Source organism: Myroides odoratus, from assembly GCF_001549985.1.
Taxonomy (GTDB): domain Bacteria; phylum Bacteroidota; class Bacteroidia; order Flavobacteriales; family Flavobacteriaceae; genus Flavobacterium; species Flavobacterium odoratum_A.
Map to the genome: position 1 here is coordinate 132,846 of NZ_LROZ01000003.1, position 16,086 is coordinate 148,931.

17 protein-coding genes are annotated in these 16,086 nt (G+C 36.4%); 6 read left to right on the plus strand and 11 right to left on the minus strand.

The genetic code is table 11. The annotated features are described in order from the left end of the window. Window positions 1–66 precede the first annotated feature (66 nt). The gene (locus AWV75_RS05100; protein WP_060873354.1) at window positions 67–1,401 is read right to left on the minus strand and encodes a metal-dependent hydrolase family protein; all 1,335 of its coding nucleotides are present in this window, start codon (window positions 1,399–1,401) and stop codon (window positions 67–69) included. A 161-nt stretch (window positions 1,402–1,562) separates the two neighbouring features. Here AWV75_RS05100 and AWV75_RS05105 point away from each other — a divergent pair, with 161 nt between their 5' ends. Both AWV75_RS05105 and AWV75_RS05110 read left to right on the plus strand, forming a co-directional pair. After that, entirely contained in the window at window positions 1,563–2,276 is a 714-nt protein-coding gene (locus tag AWV75_RS05105) for an SDR family oxidoreductase (RefSeq protein ID WP_060873355.1), read from the plus strand. 53 nt (window positions 2,277–2,329) lie between these two features. Then, on the plus strand, window positions 2,330–3,718 hold the full coding sequence (locus AWV75_RS05110; RefSeq protein ID WP_060873356.1) for an aminopeptidase P family protein: 1,389 nt from the start codon (window positions 2,330–2,332) through the stop codon (window positions 3,716–3,718). Window positions 3,719–3,885: 167 nt separating this feature from the next. Here the strand turns inward: AWV75_RS05110 and creD are convergent, their stop codons facing one another. Genes creD through AWV75_RS05125 form a run of 3 tightly spaced genes read right to left on the minus strand, consistent with a single transcriptional unit; the run spans window position 3,886 to window position 6,133 of the window. After that, window positions 3,886–5,169 carry a cell envelope integrity protein CreD gene (gene creD / locus AWV75_RS05115; RefSeq protein WP_060873357.1) on the minus strand — a complete coding sequence of 428 codons (1,284 nt, stop codon included), beginning with the start codon at window positions 5,167–5,169 and terminating at the stop codon, window positions 3,886–3,888. A gap of 52 nt (window positions 5,170–5,221) precedes the next feature. Then, a complete protein-coding gene (locus AWV75_RS05120; protein WP_060873358.1) occupies window positions 5,222–5,521 on the minus strand; it encodes a winged helix-turn-helix domain-containing protein in 300 nt (99 codons plus the stop codon). 6 nt (window positions 5,522–5,527) lie between these two features. Further along, entirely contained in the window at window positions 5,528–6,133 is a 606-nt protein-coding gene (locus AWV75_RS05125; RefSeq protein ID WP_060873359.1) for a hypothetical protein, read from the minus strand. Between the two features lie 195 nt (window positions 6,134–6,328). On the opposite strand from AWV75_RS05125, the gene AWV75_RS05130 reads away from it, so the two are divergent. The 4 genes from AWV75_RS05130 to AWV75_RS05145 all read left to right on the plus strand — a co-directional run bounded on the left by AWV75_RS05130 (window position 6,329) and on the right by AWV75_RS05145 (window position 10,116). Next, window positions 6,329–6,724, plus strand: a complete 396-nt coding sequence (locus AWV75_RS05130; RefSeq protein WP_060873360.1) for a hypothetical protein — start codon at window positions 6,329–6,331, stop codon at window positions 6,722–6,724. A 199-nt stretch (window positions 6,725–6,923) separates the two neighbouring features. Continuing rightward, window positions 6,924–7,487 carry a DUF3347 domain-containing protein gene (locus AWV75_RS05135; RefSeq protein ID WP_060873361.1) on the plus strand — a complete coding sequence of 188 codons (564 nt, stop codon included), beginning with the start codon at window positions 6,924–6,926 and terminating at the stop codon, window positions 7,485–7,487. Between the two features lie 72 nt (window positions 7,488–7,559). Continuing rightward, complete coding sequence (locus AWV75_RS05140) at window positions 7,560–8,012, plus strand: heme-binding domain-containing protein (protein WP_060873362.1); 453 nt, start codon at window positions 7,560–7,562, stop codon at window positions 8,010–8,012. A 4-nt stretch (window positions 8,013–8,016) separates the two neighbouring features. After that, the gene (locus AWV75_RS05145; RefSeq protein WP_060873363.1) at window positions 8,017–10,116 is read left to right on the plus strand and encodes a heavy metal translocating P-type ATPase; all 2,100 of its coding nucleotides are present in this window, start codon (window positions 8,017–8,019) and stop codon (window positions 10,114–10,116) included. A gap of 107 nt (window positions 10,117–10,223) precedes the next feature. Here AWV75_RS05145 and AWV75_RS05150 read toward each other — a convergent pair whose 3' ends face one another. The 7 genes from AWV75_RS05150 to ureC all read right to left on the minus strand — a co-directional run bounded on the left by AWV75_RS05150 (window position 10,224) and on the right by ureC (window position 16,068). Beyond that, window positions 10,224–10,574 carry a hypothetical protein gene (locus AWV75_RS05150; protein ID WP_060873364.1) on the minus strand — a complete coding sequence of 117 codons (351 nt, stop codon included), beginning with the start codon at window positions 10,572–10,574 and terminating at the stop codon, window positions 10,224–10,226. Between the two features lie 27 nt (window positions 10,575–10,601). Beyond that, window positions 10,602–11,711 carry an FUSC family protein gene (locus tag AWV75_RS05155; protein ID WP_060873365.1) on the minus strand — a complete coding sequence of 370 codons (1,110 nt, stop codon included), beginning with the start codon at window positions 11,709–11,711 and terminating at the stop codon, window positions 10,602–10,604. 233 nt (window positions 11,712–11,944) lie between these two features. Further along, entirely contained in the window at window positions 11,945–12,478 is a 534-nt protein-coding gene (locus AWV75_RS05160) for an NADPH-dependent FMN reductase (protein ID WP_060873366.1), read from the minus strand. A gap of 216 nt (window positions 12,479–12,694) precedes the next feature. After that, window positions 12,695–12,952, minus strand: coding sequence for a DUF6952 family protein (locus tag AWV75_RS05165; RefSeq protein ID WP_002985723.1), 258 nt, complete (start codon window positions 12,950–12,952; stop codon window positions 12,695–12,697). A 17-nt stretch (window positions 12,953–12,969) separates the two neighbouring features. Beyond that, window positions 12,970–13,278 carry a thioredoxin family protein gene (locus AWV75_RS05170; RefSeq protein ID WP_060873367.1) on the minus strand — a complete coding sequence of 103 codons (309 nt, stop codon included), beginning with the start codon at window positions 13,276–13,278 and terminating at the stop codon, window positions 12,970–12,972. Window positions 13,279–13,307: 29 nt separating this feature from the next. Next, window positions 13,308–13,946 carry a peroxiredoxin gene (locus AWV75_RS05175; RefSeq protein ID WP_002985718.1) on the minus strand — a complete coding sequence of 213 codons (639 nt, stop codon included), beginning with the start codon at window positions 13,944–13,946 and terminating at the stop codon, window positions 13,308–13,310. 415 nt (window positions 13,947–14,361) lie between these two features. Beyond that, window positions 14,362–16,068, minus strand: coding sequence for an urease subunit alpha (gene ureC, locus AWV75_RS05180; RefSeq protein ID WP_060873368.1), 1,707 nt, complete (start codon window positions 16,066–16,068; stop codon window positions 14,362–14,364). Window positions 16,069–16,086 lie beyond the last annotated feature (18 nt).

Sequence of the window (16,086 nt, forward strand, 5' to 3'; positions counted from 1 at the left end):
AAAAAGGTTCGATTGCATGCAATCGAACCTTTTTAGTTTATTGTTTTTTCTAGGGCTAACGCAATATTATTTCGTTGTCAATTGATCTTTGAATACTTTACCATCTTTGATAATCAAAAGCAAATGGGTTTTAGGATCTCCAATCACGGCGATATCTTCTAGTGGGCTTTTGTCAAATAGTAAAATATCAGCATAAGCTCCTTCTGCTAGGGTTCCTAAATCACTTGGATATGGATTTCTTGGACCACTCATTTTTAGCAATTGCGCATTGTCATACGTAATCATCTTTAAGATTTCAAAATTGCTAAACCATTGTTGTAAATTCACCACTAACTCATTTTGTCTCAATGGGTTTTTAGGCGGAGCAACTAAGTCTGTTCCAAAAGCTATTTTTACGTTGTGTTTTTTAGCCCAAGTATAGACGTTTTCTGTTCCCATTCCTACCGCTCTTTTATTGGAAGCTTGTTCAGGGTTGGTATAAGCACTTGCATCTAGGTCGAAAGGCTGCATGCTCAACCAAATCTTTTTTTCTCCCAGAAGTTTTACAGTTGCCTCATCTAATAAGTGACCGTGATCAATGCATTTAACACCAGCTTCAACAGCTTGTCTTACTGCTTTTGGGGTATACGCATGTACCGTTACATAGGTACCCCAATTTTCAGCTGCTTCTACTGCTGCTTTGATTTCCTTCGTTGTATATTGTGTAGCATCCAAAGGATCATAGATGGTCGCCACACCACCGCCAGCCATCACTTTTAGTTGGGAAGCTCCTTTTCTTAATTGCTCTCTTGCTGCCACAGTAACTTCTTGTTCTCCATCGGCAATGATACTACCTCCTAAGACTTGAAATCGCGGGGGAGTATGATCAACCATACGCGGTTCAGACCAAGGAAAACTAGCGTCTCCATGTCCTCCCGTTTGTGATATCATAGCCTCACTTGGGTAAATACGAGGTCCTTTATTGATACCATAATCATTCGCTTGTTTAATTCCCATCACATGCCCACCTAAATCTCGAACTGTTGTAAAACCGCGTTGTAAGGTGTTTTCAGATTCTTTTGCCGCATTAATAAACAGAAAACTCTCATCCCCTAACATAATCGCTTGGTTAGAGTTGGCTGCTAAAAAAGAATGCCAATGGGCATCAATCATCCCAGGCATGGCAAACTTTCCTTTCCCATCAATCACCTGAGCTCCCTCAAGATCAGGTGCGGTAAGTGTTCCAGTGACAATCTTTACAATTTTATTCTTCTCTACAACAAGAGAGCCCACTTTCGTCTTGCTGTCTTTGCCATTAAAAATTTCTACGTTTTGAAGAACAAGTTTGTTTTGTGCAAAACCTGCAGTAGCCAAACAAAGTGCACCGAAAAGTAAACTAACTTTTAAAAAATTATGTATCATCTTAAATTTTTAGGGTAAATATACACTTATTAAATTTTATTTTGACTTATTTTTAATTAAAAAAGTTGTTTTGTCTGTATATATTGAGAATAATTTAATTTTTTCTTAAAAAGAGGAAATGTTGTAGAAACTCAACTAGCTTTGTGTGTAAATAAGTAATGATGGCTAAAAAATATTTAATATATGGAATCAGCAAAGGTTTAGGGAGAGCCCTTGCACAAGCGATTCCTCAGGAACAAGATGTAGTATTTGGCGTTTCTCGATCCAAACCAGCAGATGCAAAAGATAATTTGGTATGGATTCAGGCTGATTTAGCTCAACCAACAGAAGCTGTAAATGCTGTTGAAGCTATTGTAGGTGATACGCCTCTCGATTACTTGATTTACAATGTCGGTATTTGGGAACAAGAAGCATTTTCGGATGCTTATGATTTTGAACAATCTTCTACTGCTGAAATCGTACAAATTATACAAACGAATATTACAGCTTGTATTTTATCCTTACACGCTTTTCTTAAGAATCTAAAAGGCAGTGAAAACGCGAAGATTATCCTTATTGGATCCACTTGGGGGCTAGAAAACCACAAGGGAAAAGAGGTGGCTTTTTCAACTTCTAAATTTGCTTTGAGGGGGATGGTTCATGCCTTACGCGAAACATTACGCGAGCACGCAATTGGCATTAGCATCCTCAATTTGGGATACTTGGCTACGGAATGTGATTATACTGTACCACCAGAGCAAGTAATTGAAGTAACAGCAGGGGCATTAATTCCTTTAACGGATGTATTAGCTGCTATTCGCTTTATCTTAAGTACAAGCAAAGCTACTTGTGTGAAGGAAATTGATATGCCAGCCATGCAAGATTTTAACGTATAAGTTAATCAGCATGCTCTAAATAAATCGTACCTTACTTTTTTAAATCAGACACTATGTTTAGTACACAAACCTATCTCAAACGAAGAGAAAAATTAATACAACAAGTAGAAGACACTGGACTTTTATTGTTCTTAAGTAATGGAGAAAATCCCATTAATTTTGAAGATAATACTTATCGTTTTAGGCAAGATAGTACGTTTTTGTACTATTTCGGTATTCAACAGGCACATATCGCTGCAATTGTTGATTTGGATGCAAATAAAACGTTGATTTTTGGTGATGAATTGTCGATGGATGCTTTAGTTTGGATGGGAAGACAAGAAACGCTAAAAGCGAAATGCGAGAAAACGGGGGTAACAGAAACGCGTCCGTATGAAGCATTAGCATCGTATATCCTTGCTGCTCAAACGGCAAAACGCAACATCCATTATTTGCCACCTTATCAACCAGCAAACAAGATTATACTCAGTGAGTTACTTCAAGTTGCAATTGCCAATCTTCAGCCCTCAACAGCGTTGATTCAAGCCATAGTGGCACAAAGAGAAATCAAAGAAGAGCAGGAAATTAGCGAAATTGAAAAAGCTTTGACTATTTCTACGCGTATGCATTTAGCGGCAATGCGCTTAGCAAAACCAGGAGTAAAAGAATACGAAATTGCAGCTGCTATTCAACAAATTGCAGCACAAGAAGATTGCGCCTTAGCGTATCCGTCCATTGTAACGGTGCAAGGAGGAATCTTACACAATCATTATCAAGGAAATACACTACAATCGGGACAATTGCTACTGAATGACTCTGGCTGTGAGGTACCCATGGGCTATGCTTCCGATTTAACGCGAACTTTTCCCGTAGATCCGCGTTTTACACCTGAACAACGCGATTTATACCAAGTGGTACTAACTGCTTTTGAAGAGGCTAAAAATCAATTAAAAGCAGGTGTAAAGTTTAAGGAAGTACACCTACATGCTGCATTAGTTCTTACACAAGGGTTAATTGATTTCGGATTGATGAAAGGGAATGCAGCAGATGCAGTGGAAGCGCATGCGCATACGATGTTTTTTCAGTGTGGCTTAGGGCATATGATGGGATTGGATGTACATGATATGGAAGATTTAGGAGAACAATATGTGGGGTATACGCCAAGTGAACCCAAAGAAACACAACAGTTTGGACTTAAATCACTTCGCTTGGGTAAAGCACTAAAATCAGGCCATGTTGTAACCGTTGAACCTGGAATTTATTTTATTCCCGAACTGATTGAACGTTGGGAGGCTGAAAAGAAATACCTGGATTTCATCAATTATGAAAAGTTAAAGCAATACCAAGGCTTTGGAGGAATTCGCATTGAAGATAACTTCCTCATTCAAGAAAAGGGATATCGTCAGTTAGGACCTGAATTAATCCGTACAGTAGAAGAAATTGAAGCCTATAAAATGGGGTAATATTTACGAGCCTCGTTCTTTATGAAATAAAGTGATAGCGAAATAATAACGTAGTGAAGTCGGCGAAACTACGGGGTAAAATAGAAAAACACGGCATGCAGTTGATTTTGCATGCCGTGTTTTTTTTGTTCATAGGATAAAACAGAAGTATTGTTCAATCTTGTTTCCTATTCCTCTTTTTTAGATGCTGTCATTTTGATTGAAAATTGCATTAAGGCAGCAAGGATAATAAAGATGCTAATACTTCCTACAAGTAAGGCCGTTTCTTTTAGTTCGATTAAAAAATAAAGCAAACCATATAACAGTAGGAGTAAACCAAAAATAGTTCCGGTACTGCTCTTATTCTTGGAAATTTTCCAGGTAAAAATGGTGATGAGTACTATCGTGGATAGAGAGGAAAGAACATAGGAGATGCTAAACCCTAGATATTCCGAAAAAGAAAGCAATAAAATGTAATTTAAGAAAATAGCGAACCCAATTAAAGCATATTGGATTAAATTGATTTTTAAGTTTTTAATATTCTCTAAAAAGTAAAAGACAATAAAAGTAAGTCCTACAAAGAGTAAGGCATACTTAATAGAGCGATCAATTTTGGAATAAAAGTTATTGAGCTCTAAAAATTCAATTCCAAAGGTATATTTATCAAACGTTAGGTTGTGTAGGGAAGTTGTATTTAAGGGTAAAGGTTGGTAGATATTCCAAGTGCTATTAGCTTGGTCTTTCCCTTTTTCTGGTTCTTCAGGAAGGTAATTTCCAATGTATTTTAAATCGTGGTAATCGCTTTTTATATTGACTTTTGTTGTTGTTGCATGAGCGAGAAACTGCAAATTCGATGAGCCTTTTAGCTTGAGAGGGAGTTTGATGGCAGTAGGTGTTGATTCTTCTGCGGTATAGTCTAAGCTTAAAAAGGGAATTTGCTCTATAATAGGATTGTCGTTCAATGTAAATACTTTGCCAGGAGTATTCAATAAAGCCAAAGCCTCAGAAAGTCCTTTGGTATCTGAAATTCCATAGAGAATTTTCTTACTTGTAATTTCAGGATTCCCTTGAGTTCCAAGAGAGGCGAGGAGCTTTTCTTGTGGATCAAATTGAGCCTCAATAAGAAGATCGGTATTGTATAAGGTAACTTGGTATAAACTTCTTTTCTTGGTTGTTGTTGAAATAGAGCCTGTTATTGTCTGTGTTGTTGGGGAAAACAAGGCTTTTTCCCGTTGATATAAGACTTCGTTTTTTTCATTGATAGTAGCAATTCTGTACTCCAATAAGATAAATGGACCATATAGAGTTTGTTGATCTCCCCATTTTTCAGATACTTCTTGTACAACTTCGGTTTGAAAAGCAGAACGTTCGGAAATGATACCTCCAATGATGGGAATAAAAATTAGTAAGCCCAGGGTTAAAGCTGCGATGGCTAACCCTTTAAACAAGTGTTTTTTTGTTTCTTTTTCCATGTTTTTTAATTTTAAAAGTACTTTGTTTTTCAAAGTAAATGAGTAAAAAAAATTATTTTAGTTTCTGTATTAAATTTTCTAAATAAGCTAAGTGTTGTTTGAAGGCTTGTTTGCCTTCTGCTGTAGCGCTGTAAACGGTATTGGTTTTACGACCAATAAAACCTTTGTGTACAGTAATATATTGACTGTCCTCTAAATTTTTCAAATGAGAAGCAAGGTTGCCATCGGTAAGCGCTAAGTATTCTTTTAAATCTTTGAAAGACAATGTTTCATTAACCATCAATCCGCTCATGATTCCAACGCGAATACGATTGTCAAATACTTTATTTAATTGTTCAATATCAAATTTCATGTCTTTCTAATTTGCTCTTTTGTCGTACTTATTCCATAAAATTAAACCATAAAGGAGATGAGTTAACCCAAATCCTAAAGCCCAAAATACAAGTGAATGTTTGGAAAAATAAAAAGCCAATAAACCCAATACAATTTCGATGAAAGCAATAGCTTTAATTTCTTTAACGGTATCTTCTTGAATACTGTACAAAGCCAACCCATAAAATAAAAGGGTAGTAGGTAAAGTAAGTTCGAGGAGAGATTTAGAATAAAACACAATACACAGTATTCCGCCTAGTACTAAAGGAAATAAAAAGCGAAGGAGCAAGCGCTTCGTCACATTAGTTAGAAAAGGAATGCCTTGCTTTCTTGTTTTTTTAATCGTAAAGTAAAGTCCACCGCCTAAAGCAACTCCAAGCGTAAGTAACGCTAATAGGATTAAGTTTACTGCATCATAAGATAAAACTTGCGCTGCGTTTGTATTGGATTGCCACGTATATAAAATAGCACTTGCAGCTAAGCCACAAATACCAACCCAGATGCCACTCCAACCACTCAAGCTTAAAAACTTAGTAGAACGTTCCATGATGGACTTGATTTGCTGTAAATCTTCGATTGCTTTTGTGTTCATTTGAAAAGTACTTTGAAAAACAAAGTTATAAATAATTTTGATAAAAAAAGCAAGAAGTAAAAAATAAAAAATAGTAAACTTAAAATACGAGATTCTTACTTACACATTGTAAAGTTTTAATAGTAGTTCCCCTTTCTTGTAATCTGAAAAATAAAACCTATCTTTGGTATTACTGTCAGAAATAGAAGGCTTTGTATGTATAAAGTATGGAATATAGTAGTAAAATTAGTTCTGCTTGGAATTTTTTTCCTTCCAAGTGAGCTATTGGCTTGTGCTGTCCATACTACTACTGATGCTACTAGGGCATCTCATGAAACGGTTGTAGGGACTAAGATGTCTTCATCAACCCATCATGAAAGTAGTTTTTGCGGAAATGCTTGTTGTGCAGATGCAGGAGAAGGTTCTCGTTCCCATGGTGATTGTTGTCAATTTTTTTGCCAAGGCCCTTGTCATATTTTGTTACTTGCTCCATTGGAAAAGCAGTCTTACACAGTGCTTATATGTAAAGATAAACACAGTTATCCTGTTTATCGTCAACCCCAGTATCCATCGGGGGAATTTTCAATTTGGTTACCTCCTAAAATAGGTTAAATAATAGGCTGTATAGCCTAAGATGTGTCTTGTCGAAAACGAAAAGTAGTTTTCGAATCCTTTATTTTTCACAGTCCTTCTTTGGCAAGGACTGCGCTAGCTGTTGTTTGATTTTCAAGATTGAAAATAGAATAGCGTATTGGAAATAAATGTTTTTATACATACATAATATATAATCTAATTTAAAAATTTACAAAAGATGAAATACTTAGTTTTAGGGTTAATTGCCACTTCATTGGTTACTTTAACAGCGTGTAACGATAAAAAAGAAACTACGCCAATAGGAACGAATACACCAACCGAAACGATACAGGAAAAACCAGCAGAAGCGATAGATTTTACGCAATTGTTAGGACACTATGATCATATGACTTTTGCTTTGTCCTCTGATAATGCTGAAGAAACAGCGAAGGCAGCGACGGGAATGTTAGCGGCTTTACAAAAGGTAGAGGGAGCTCATTTTGATGCAGAACAAAAAAATACGTACCAAGATATTGCTGCCAATATTAAAGAAAACGCAGAACATATTGAAGGTAATATTGGGGATATTGCACACCAAAGAGAACATTTCGTGGAAATTAGCACAGATATCTATGATTTAGTGCAACTGTTTGATATTTCAAAACCATATTACAAAGTTTTCTGCCCTATGGTTAATGGAGGAGAAGGTGCTTTCTGGTTGAGTTCAGCGAAAGATTTTAGAAACCCTTATATGGGAGAAAAAATGTTGTCTTGTGGATCCATCCAAGAAGAATTAAATTAATTGCACCACTTTATTTTATCCCCTTTGATGTAAGCATATAAGGGGGGTAAAATACGTTGTAATTTTAAGGCTATGTTTAGTAAAAGTAGTACCTATATCTTCTTCTTCCTGGTCTGTTTTGCTTTAATTCAATTGAAAAGACCAGAAATCAAGGCCTATACGGTACCTGCAGAAGAAAGTTTCAATGCGGCATTTCAAGTTCCTTCAGAAGTTCAATCGATCTTGAAAACCTCGTGTTATGACTGCCATAGTAATGAAACTACGTACCCTTGGTACAGTAAAATTCAACCGTTGGCCTGGTTGATGGAACAGCACATTGTAGAAGGAAAAGACAAGCTGAACTTTGATGTGGTAGCTACCTATGGAACGCGAAAAAGAAGGTCAAAGTTTAAGCAAATCATCAATCAGATTCAGCAAGGAAAAATGCCTTTGACGTCCTATACCCTAATGCACAAAGGGACAGCTTTGACGAAAGAGGAAGAAGAGATTTTAATTCGTTATTTTAATTCATTAGTAAAACCATAAAACAATGAAAAAATATACTTGTCCGATGCATCTTCAAATTTTAGAAGATCAACCTGGAAAATGCCCCATTTGTGGAATGGATTTAGTTCCATTCGGAGCAACTGGAGGACATGCCAATGAAGAACATCACCATCATGATATGGAACATACCCATGATAAACATAAAGGGCATAATACCCATGCTTTTTTAAGTAAATTTTGGGTGAGCTTAGCAGTGACGATTCCCATTCTCATCTTATCTCCTATGATACAGCAATGGCTGGGCTTCACTTTGAGCTTTACAGGTGATAAATATGTGTTACTTGCGTTGGGAACATTTATTTATTGCTATGGGGGAATGCCTTTCTTAAAGGGAATGATAGGGGAAATAAAAGCAAAGAATATTGGAATGATGACATTAGTCGCAATTGCAATTACAGTCGCCTATACCTATTCAACGGCAGTTGTGTTTGGCTTAGAGGGAATGGATTTCTTCTGGGAATTGGCTACACTTATTGTCATTATGCTCCTTGGACATTGGTTAGAGATGCGTTCCCAAATGGCGGCATCTAAGGCCTTACAATCCTTAGTCGCTTTATTGCCCAACGAAGTAACAGTAGAACGCGAAGGGGAGGCTGTAAAAATCAAGTTGAGCGAACTAAAGGATAAAGAAACGGTCATTATCAAACCCGGTGAAAAAATTCCCGCAGATGGAGAGGTAATAGAAGGAATGTCCTATGTTAATGAGAGTATGCTGACGGGGGAAAGTGTTCCAGTTAAAAAAGAAGTAAAAGCAAAAGTAATCGCGGGCTCTATCAACGGCGATGGCGCATTAAAAGTATGGGTAACAGGTGTTGGAAAAGACAGTTACTTAAACAAAGTTATTACTCTGGTTCAAGATGCACAAACAGCCAAATCGAATACCCAAAATCTAGCGGATAAAGTAGCGAAATGGCTAACTTTCATCGCCATATTTGCTGGGGTTGCAACCTTTGCATATTGGTATAGTGTAGAAGGAAATCTGAGTTTTGCCTTAGAGCGCATGGTGACAGTAATGGTAACGGCATGCCCGCATGCTTTAGGTGTTGCAATTCCATTGGTTGTGGCTATTTCGACGACACTCTCAGCTACCAATGGGCTATTAATCAGAAATCGCACTGCTTTTGAAATTACGAGAAACTTAACGACCATTATTTTTGATAAAACGGGTACGTTAACTGAAGGCTCTCATGAAGTACAGGATATTATTCCTTTAGGGGATTATTCCTCACAAGAAATTATTCAATATGCAGCTGCAGTTCAACAAAACTCAGAACATCATATTGCTAAGGGAATCATGCGCGTACTCCATGCAAATGCATATCCTTTGTGGAAATCAGAAGATTTTCAGTATATGCAGGGAATAGGAGTAAAGGGGAAGGTAAATGGAAAAGAAGTAATTGCTGCTGGACCAAACTATTTTACAACCAATAACCTCGTTATCCCGCCAATTCCAAAAGAAATAGAGCAAGATACAGCCACTGTCAACTTTGTATTAATAGACAATCAAGTTGTTGGTATTTTAAGTTTAGCGGATAGAATTAGAACAGGATCCGCAGAGGCGATTGCAGCATTAAAAGCAATGGGAATTAAGTCCTTTTTACTTACAGGTGACAATGAGAAAATAGCGGCTTCGGTAGCAGCTAAATTGGGTATGGATGGTTATTTGGCGAATGTACTTCCCCATAATAAACAAGAAATTGTAAAAGAATACCAAGCGAAGGGAGAAATAGTAGCCATGACTGGGGATGGAGTAAATGATGCACCCGCTTTAGCGCAAGCAAATGTAGGAATTGCCATCGGATCAGGAACGGATGTAGCAGCAGAAACAGCAGATATCATTTTAGTGAATAGCGACCCAAGAGATGTGGTAAAATTAATTGAATTTGATAAGAAAACGTATCGTAAGATGATTCAAAACCTCTTGTGGGCTGTAGGATACAACGTGATTGCAATACCTTTAGCTGCTGGAATATTATATCCACATTTTATGCTTAGTCCCGCTTTAGGTGCGGTATTAATGAGTGCAAGTACCATTGTAGTAGCATTAAATGCAAGCTTATTAAAAATGAATACAATAAAGTAACTTACTTTATTACAAGGGAAGTTATACAATGAAATGCTTTGAAAACCGGTAGTTTGACTATCGGTTTTTTTATTTACAAGTTCAGAGATACTCAGGTAAGAATCAAATTACAGTTTTTGATTACGCAGGTATTGGAAGAATGCATAGGCTTTACGTTGTTTTAAATACGCAAGATTAGCTTCATGTGTATAGGCTTCTTGTTCAAATGAAATGGCGCGATAGGCTTTTTTTCTATTTCTCAAGTATAGTAATCGAATAAGAAACTCGATTCCATACCAAATATAAAATGGTAGAATAAGAAGTTCCAGTTGTTGTTTTAGGTGAATGCGTTCGTGATTGATCAGAATAGCATCTTCAGCAAAAGAGGCATCTTTGTAGATAATAAAGGGGTATAAGGTTAGGGCTGCTATATGCTTCGGCAGGTACTTACAAACGATAATAGGTAGCTTTTGCTTCATACCTTGCAAAGATTAATAAGAAGCAAATTACGCTTTTTTTCGTTTTCTTTTTATACCAATGCGCGTGCTTCTGATTTGATCAACGGTATGATGACGCAGATATTCATGATGCAAGAGCCATCCACCAATTCCACCCAATAAACTACCAATAATTATATCCGTTAAACGCGCTTGTATCAATACATTTGGCGAGTGGATAAGCGTACTACCGGCCTCCGCCAATAGAACAGTGAGGGCAGTAATAAAAATGACAGCAAGGGTATAGTTTCTCGAAATAAAAATTTCAATGATAAATTGCAAAAGCATGATACAAATACACAAGTATAGCGGGTCTTGTGAAAGGGAAATAAGTACCCAACAGAGGCCAATACCAATGAAAGTTCCCGTAATACGATGCAACGCTCTTTGCCACACGTGATAAAGGGAGATTCCTTGCATAATCGCCAAGCAAGAAATGGGAATCCAATAAGGATTATTGAAATTCAGTACATTGCCAATTAGTAGAGATAAGGACATAAAAGCTCCCACAATAAGAGAACGAATGAAGTAATCTACTTGTGTTTTTATAGGAACAGGTATGATAATGCGGACGGGTGTTTTGGAGGTGTATTTGCGTCCGACAATAAAGCTGTAAATTAAAGCTAAGGTGCAAGCAAAAATAGTTCCTAAAACAAAATAACCAATTCGCGTGGCAATGGTATCAAAGTCGAAAGGAGTATTACTTGCCATTGAGGCAATCATAATAAAGAAAAAACTCCCAGGTGGAGGCATAGCAAAATACAAGGATATCCAGTGTACCGCTGTTGCAAATAATCCAAAGACAAGGGCGGATACAATAAAATTAAAGCTAAAAATAACCCCTACTACATAGGAAAACATAAAGCCAAAAGAACAAACCAACATGATAAACATACGTTGAGGTGTAGGTAAATTGGAGGGGAGATATAAAATAACCAAACCCGCCAAACAGGCCAATAAACCCGCTTGCAGATTGTCAAAATGCCAACCTACTAACAAGGGAACTCCAATGGCAAACATGGCCATAAAGGGAATATGCCATAAGCGATCACTGTGTTTGAGTTGGAATAAATTTTTACTTTCTTGTTGGAGTAATTGAACGAAGAAGTTACTTCTCATGGTTACATTTATTTTTTGTAGCTTACAATGAGTAAACTGTACTGATTCGTTGTGTTTTACATAAAGAGTAAAGAACTTTTGAATCAACTTTTAAGGTAGGACAAAGATACGAATCAATTTGCAGTTTGAAAATAGAAGAAATAAGCAAAATAGAGGACAAAAACAGGATGCGAATTGAGAATAAAAAAAGGCTATCCTCGAAAGAATAACCTCTTTTGTTGAAAAAGTAGTTGTTAGTTTTGGTGAAGCGTTGATTTAAAATCGTTTAATCGCGCTTCAAATTCTTGTTGTAAGTTGTCATTGACAATAGTTCCATCTTTAAAATTATCCTGGAAACTTGGCAAGGAGAAATGAGATTTAATATTTCCACCAAAGAAAGGAAAGATCGTTTTGGCTGATTCCATAACAAACTGTCCTCCTCTAGGTCCAGGCGATGTTGATAATAATAGCATTGGTTTTTGTTGAAACAAGGCTTTATCTGCACGTGATCCCCAATCAAAAATATTTTTAAATGCAGTACTAAACGTTCCGTTGTGTTCTGCTAATCCTATAATTAAAGCATCACTTTCTTGTAAGATTTGATTAAAAGCGAGTGCCTTTTCTGGAATACCCCCTTGGTTTCGTTCTGGCGAATAAATAGGCATTTCATAATCGTTGAGATCTAAAATTTGTATTTCGTGTTCTTGAAAAGTATGTAATGCGCTTTTAACTAAGGCTAGGTTGATTGATTGCGTACTATTTGTAGCTGCAAAGGCTGTAATTTTCATGGTTGAATTGTTTTTTATTACCCTACAAAGATACAAGCAGAAGACTCAACCGTTTCTTAATCTAGAATAAGAAAAAAATAAGAGCAAATGGTGATTTGATTTTTAACTTAAAAAGGAAAGATTCATAAAAGTAAATACAAGTTACTCTTAGACATAGAAATAAAAAAAAGCTGCAAAAAACAAATTTTGCAGCTTTTTGTATGTAAAATATAAAGATTATTTGTCGATTGACCCTAAAACGCGTTGCATAAAGCTGTTTAAAGCTTCTTTTTGCGTAGCACCTTCTTTCATTAATTTTTGAACTTCTAGTGCTCCATACATATTGGAAATTAATTCGCCAATTACATCTAATTCTTCGTCTTTTAACGAAGGAACTTCCGTAAGGTTTTCCAATACTTCAAGGGTTTCAATGATATAGTCTTGGTCATTTTGCTCAATAAATTGAGTCAAATGTTTAATTACAGGTAATTTCATGCTCGTTGTATTTAGAATTAAGCGATTTCACCAACTAACTCGTGTAAAACTTCCGTTTTATTTGTTTGCGTTTGGTTCACTAATTTTCCATTTACGAAAGTAGCGAATGTAGGTAGATTACTCACGTCAGCTAGTTTTCTAGATTCAGGGAATTTCTCCGCATCTGCAATTACAAATGTGATATTCTCTTTTTCTGTTGAAAGCTTTTTAAACTTCGGTTTCATAATTCTACAATTACCACACCATGTAGCTGAAAATTGAACAACTACTTTTTCATTTTGACCTACAATTTCTTGTAAGTTATCTTGATCTAATTCTAAAAGCATTTTTTAAGTTTTTTTACGTTAGTATTTAATTAGTGTTTGCTTAAGTAATCAGCAACACCTTTTCTGTCAGCATTCATTGCATCTTTTCCTTCTTCCCAGTTTGCTGGACATACTTCACCATGTGTTTGAACGTGTGTGTAAGCGTCGATTAAACGTACGTACTCATTTACGTTTCTTCCTAATGGCATATCGTTTACTGACTCATGGAAAATTTTTCCTGTCTCGTCAATTAAATAAGTTGCTCTGTATGTAACGTTTGATCCTTCGATTTGAACTGAATCTAATTCCTCGTTGTATACTTCACTCTCTACGTCTAAAATTCCTAATACAGAAGATAAGTTTCTTTGTGTATCAGCAATGATAGGATAAGTAACTCCTTCAATACCTCCGTTGTCTTTTGCTGTGTTTAACCAAGCAAAGTGTACTTCGTTTGTATCGCAAGATGCTCCAATTACCATTGTATTTCTTTTTTCAAATTCAGGAAGAGCTTCTTGGAAAGCATGTAATTCTGTTGGACATACGAAAGTGAAATCTTTTGGATACCAGAATAATAATACTTTTTTGTTATTTTTTGTAGCTTCTTCGAAAATGTTGATTCTTAAATTATCACCCATTTCTGAAATTGCATCTACTGTAATGTTTGGAAACTTTTTACCTACTAAAGACATATTATTTATTTTTTTAAAGTTAATATTTGTTTTTTCTTTCTTATTTCTAATACAAAAGTAGCCCACAAAAGTGGCTTATACTATTATTTCTGATTATTGTTTTTTATTTTACTATAAGTTTTATTTATAGTGTTGAACCCAGTTTTATGGCTGTACGCTCAGTCGTATATCAAATTTCGACGAGCCTAAATATACAAAGAAAAAAGAAGAAGAGGTGTGAAGAATTTGTTATAAAATAGAGATGGAGTAGTTTGTTGAGTGGAGGAGGAGAATTGTAAATCATTATAGGTATCCGCCAAAGTCAAACCGCATAAAAAAAGGCTAAACTTATTATTAAGTTTAGCCTTTTTTTCTAATTATAGCAAAGGAAAGTTTGTTCTTTGACTATTGAAAATCCCTTATTTGCTCCTTCCTCTTAAATATGATACAATTGACTTAATGGTAAGGACTTAGAAGGTTGTATAGAAACAGGTTGATTATTAATGTGAATTTCATACGTTTCGTGATTCATAGCAATATGAGGTTGGTTTGCATTGTGAATCAAATCTGATTTTTTCACTTGGCGGGTGTTTTTCACTGCTTTTAATGCTTTTTCAACACCTAATTCCTGTAATCCACCATTATCAATGGCTTGCTGTGAAACAAATAGAACAGAAATTTCTCCAACTACTTTGCCATAGGTTCCCCACATTGGGCGATACATATAAGGTTGAGGTGTAGAAATAGAGGCATTAGGATCTCCCATTCCCGCATAAGCAATTACCCCTCCTTTAAGCACCATTTCCGGTTTTATTCCGAAGGCACAAGGTCGATAGAAAACTAAATCAGCCATTTTACCAACTTCAATAGAGCCTACATAGTCTGATATACCATGTGTAATTGCAGGATTAATGGTGTATTTCGCTACATAACGCTTTGCTCTGAAATTATCGCTAGTCGTATCGGGATGCAAAGGACCAAAATCTTTCTTCATCTTATCAGCAATTTGCCAAGTACGTGTTACCACTTCTCCAATTCGGCCCATCGCTTGAGAATCAGAACTCATCATGGAAATAGCGCCCATATCGTGTAAAATTCCTTCTGCAGCAATCGTTTGTTCGCGAATACGCGATTTGGCGAAAGCAATATCTTCTGGAATATTTTTATCTAAGTGATGACAAATCATCATCATGTCCAGATGTTCATCAATGGTATTGATGGTAAAAGGATTGGTTGGTGTAGTAGAAGAAGGAAGGATATTATCGTATTCAACCACTTTTAGTAAATCGGGAGCGTGTCCACCACCTGCACCTTCTGTGTGATAAGTATGGATAGATCGACCGTTAAAAGAATTCAAGGAGTCTTCTACAAATCCTGCTTCGTTTAGGGTATCGGTGTGAATACAAACCTGGATATCCGCTTCGTCTGCCACCTCTAAGCATTTGTTTAAGACGTAAGGTGTGCTTCCCCAATCTTCGTGAATTTTCATTCCTCCTGCCCCTGCAGTGACAATTTCGTGTAAAGCTACTGCACTTGAACTATTTCCTTTGGCTAAAAAGATGAAGTTTACTGGAATTTTATCCGTAGCTAAGGCCATACGTTGCAAATGCCATGCGCCTGAAGTACAGTTGGTTGCTAAAGTTCCAGCAGCAGGTCCTGTTCCTCCTCCAACTACAGTTGTTGTACCCGATTGTAGGGCAACATCAAATTGTTGTGGACAAATGTAGTGTACATGTGTATCAATCGTTCCTGCAGTTACAATGAGATTTTCTCCTGCGATGTATTCCGTTCCAACACCCACAATCATATCCGGTGACACCCCATCCATCGTTAACGGATTTCCAGCTTTTCCAATGCCAACAATAACTCCGTTTTTAATACCAATATCTGCTTTTACAATGCCCCAATGATCTAAAATTATCGCATTGGAAATTACTGTATCTAATACTTGGTCTTTCGTAGCCAAAGGATGTTGTCCCATACCATCGCGTACTACTTTTCCGCCGCCAAAAATTAACTCATCTCCATACGTGGTATAATCTTTTTCAATTTGGATCCAAAGATCGGTATCTGCTAAGCGTATTTTGTCTCCTGTAGTTGGTCCAAAATAGCTAGCATATTCTTTACGTGATATTTTTTTCATATTACTTCTTACTCATTT

What these genes read in the sequence shown, in the direction of transcription:
- AWV75_RS05100 (WP_060873354.1), bottom strand. Translation starts at nt 1,401, where the DNA reads ATGATACATAATTTTTTAAAAGTTAGTTTACTTTTCGGTGCACTTTGT.
- AWV75_RS05105 (WP_060873355.1), top strand. Translation starts at nt 1,563, where the DNA reads ATGGCTAAAAAATATTTAATATATGGAATCAGCAAAGGTTTAGGGAGA.
- AWV75_RS05110 (WP_060873356.1), top strand. Translation starts at nt 2,330, where the DNA reads ATGTTTAGTACACAAACCTATCTCAAACGAAGAGAAAAATTAATACAA.
- creD (WP_060873357.1), bottom strand. Translation starts at nt 5,169, where the DNA reads ATGGAAAAAGAAACAAAAAAACACTTGTTTAAAGGGTTAGCCATCGCA.
- AWV75_RS05120 (WP_060873358.1), bottom strand. Translation starts at nt 5,521, where the DNA reads ATGAAATTTGATATTGAACAATTAAATAAAGTATTTGACAATCGTATT.
- AWV75_RS05125 (WP_060873359.1), bottom strand. Translation starts at nt 6,133, where the DNA reads ATGAACACAAAAGCAATCGAAGATTTACAGCAAATCAAGTCCATCATG.
- AWV75_RS05130 (WP_060873360.1), top strand. Translation starts at nt 6,329, where the DNA reads ATGTATAAAGTATGGAATATAGTAGTAAAATTAGTTCTGCTTGGAATT.
- AWV75_RS05135 (WP_060873361.1), top strand. Translation starts at nt 6,924, where the DNA reads ATGAAATACTTAGTTTTAGGGTTAATTGCCACTTCATTGGTTACTTTA.
- AWV75_RS05140 (WP_060873362.1), top strand. Translation starts at nt 7,560, where the DNA reads ATGTTTAGTAAAAGTAGTACCTATATCTTCTTCTTCCTGGTCTGTTTT.
- AWV75_RS05145 (WP_060873363.1), top strand. Translation starts at nt 8,017, where the DNA reads ATGAAAAAATATACTTGTCCGATGCATCTTCAAATTTTAGAAGATCAA.
- AWV75_RS05150 (WP_060873364.1), bottom strand. Translation starts at nt 10,574, where the DNA reads ATGAAGCAAAAGCTACCTATTATCGTTTGTAAGTACCTGCCGAAGCAT.
- AWV75_RS05155 (WP_060873365.1), bottom strand. Translation starts at nt 11,711, where the DNA reads ATGAGAAGTAACTTCTTCGTTCAATTACTCCAACAAGAAAGTAAAAAT.
- AWV75_RS05160 (WP_060873366.1), bottom strand. Translation starts at nt 12,478, where the DNA reads ATGAAAATTACAGCCTTTGCAGCTACAAATAGTACGCAATCAATCAAC.
- AWV75_RS05165 (WP_002985723.1), bottom strand. Translation starts at nt 12,952, where the DNA reads ATGAAATTACCTGTAATTAAACATTTGACTCAATTTATTGAGCAAAAT.
- AWV75_RS05170 (WP_060873367.1), bottom strand. Translation starts at nt 13,278, where the DNA reads ATGCTTTTAGAATTAGATCAAGATAACTTACAAGAAATTGTAGGTCAA.
- AWV75_RS05175 (WP_002985718.1), bottom strand. Translation starts at nt 13,946, where the DNA reads ATGTCTTTAGTAGGTAAAAAGTTTCCAAACATTACAGTAGATGCAATT.
- ureC (WP_060873368.1), bottom strand. Translation starts at nt 16,068, where the DNA reads ATGAAAAAAATATCACGTAAAGAATATGCTAGCTATTTTGGACCAACT.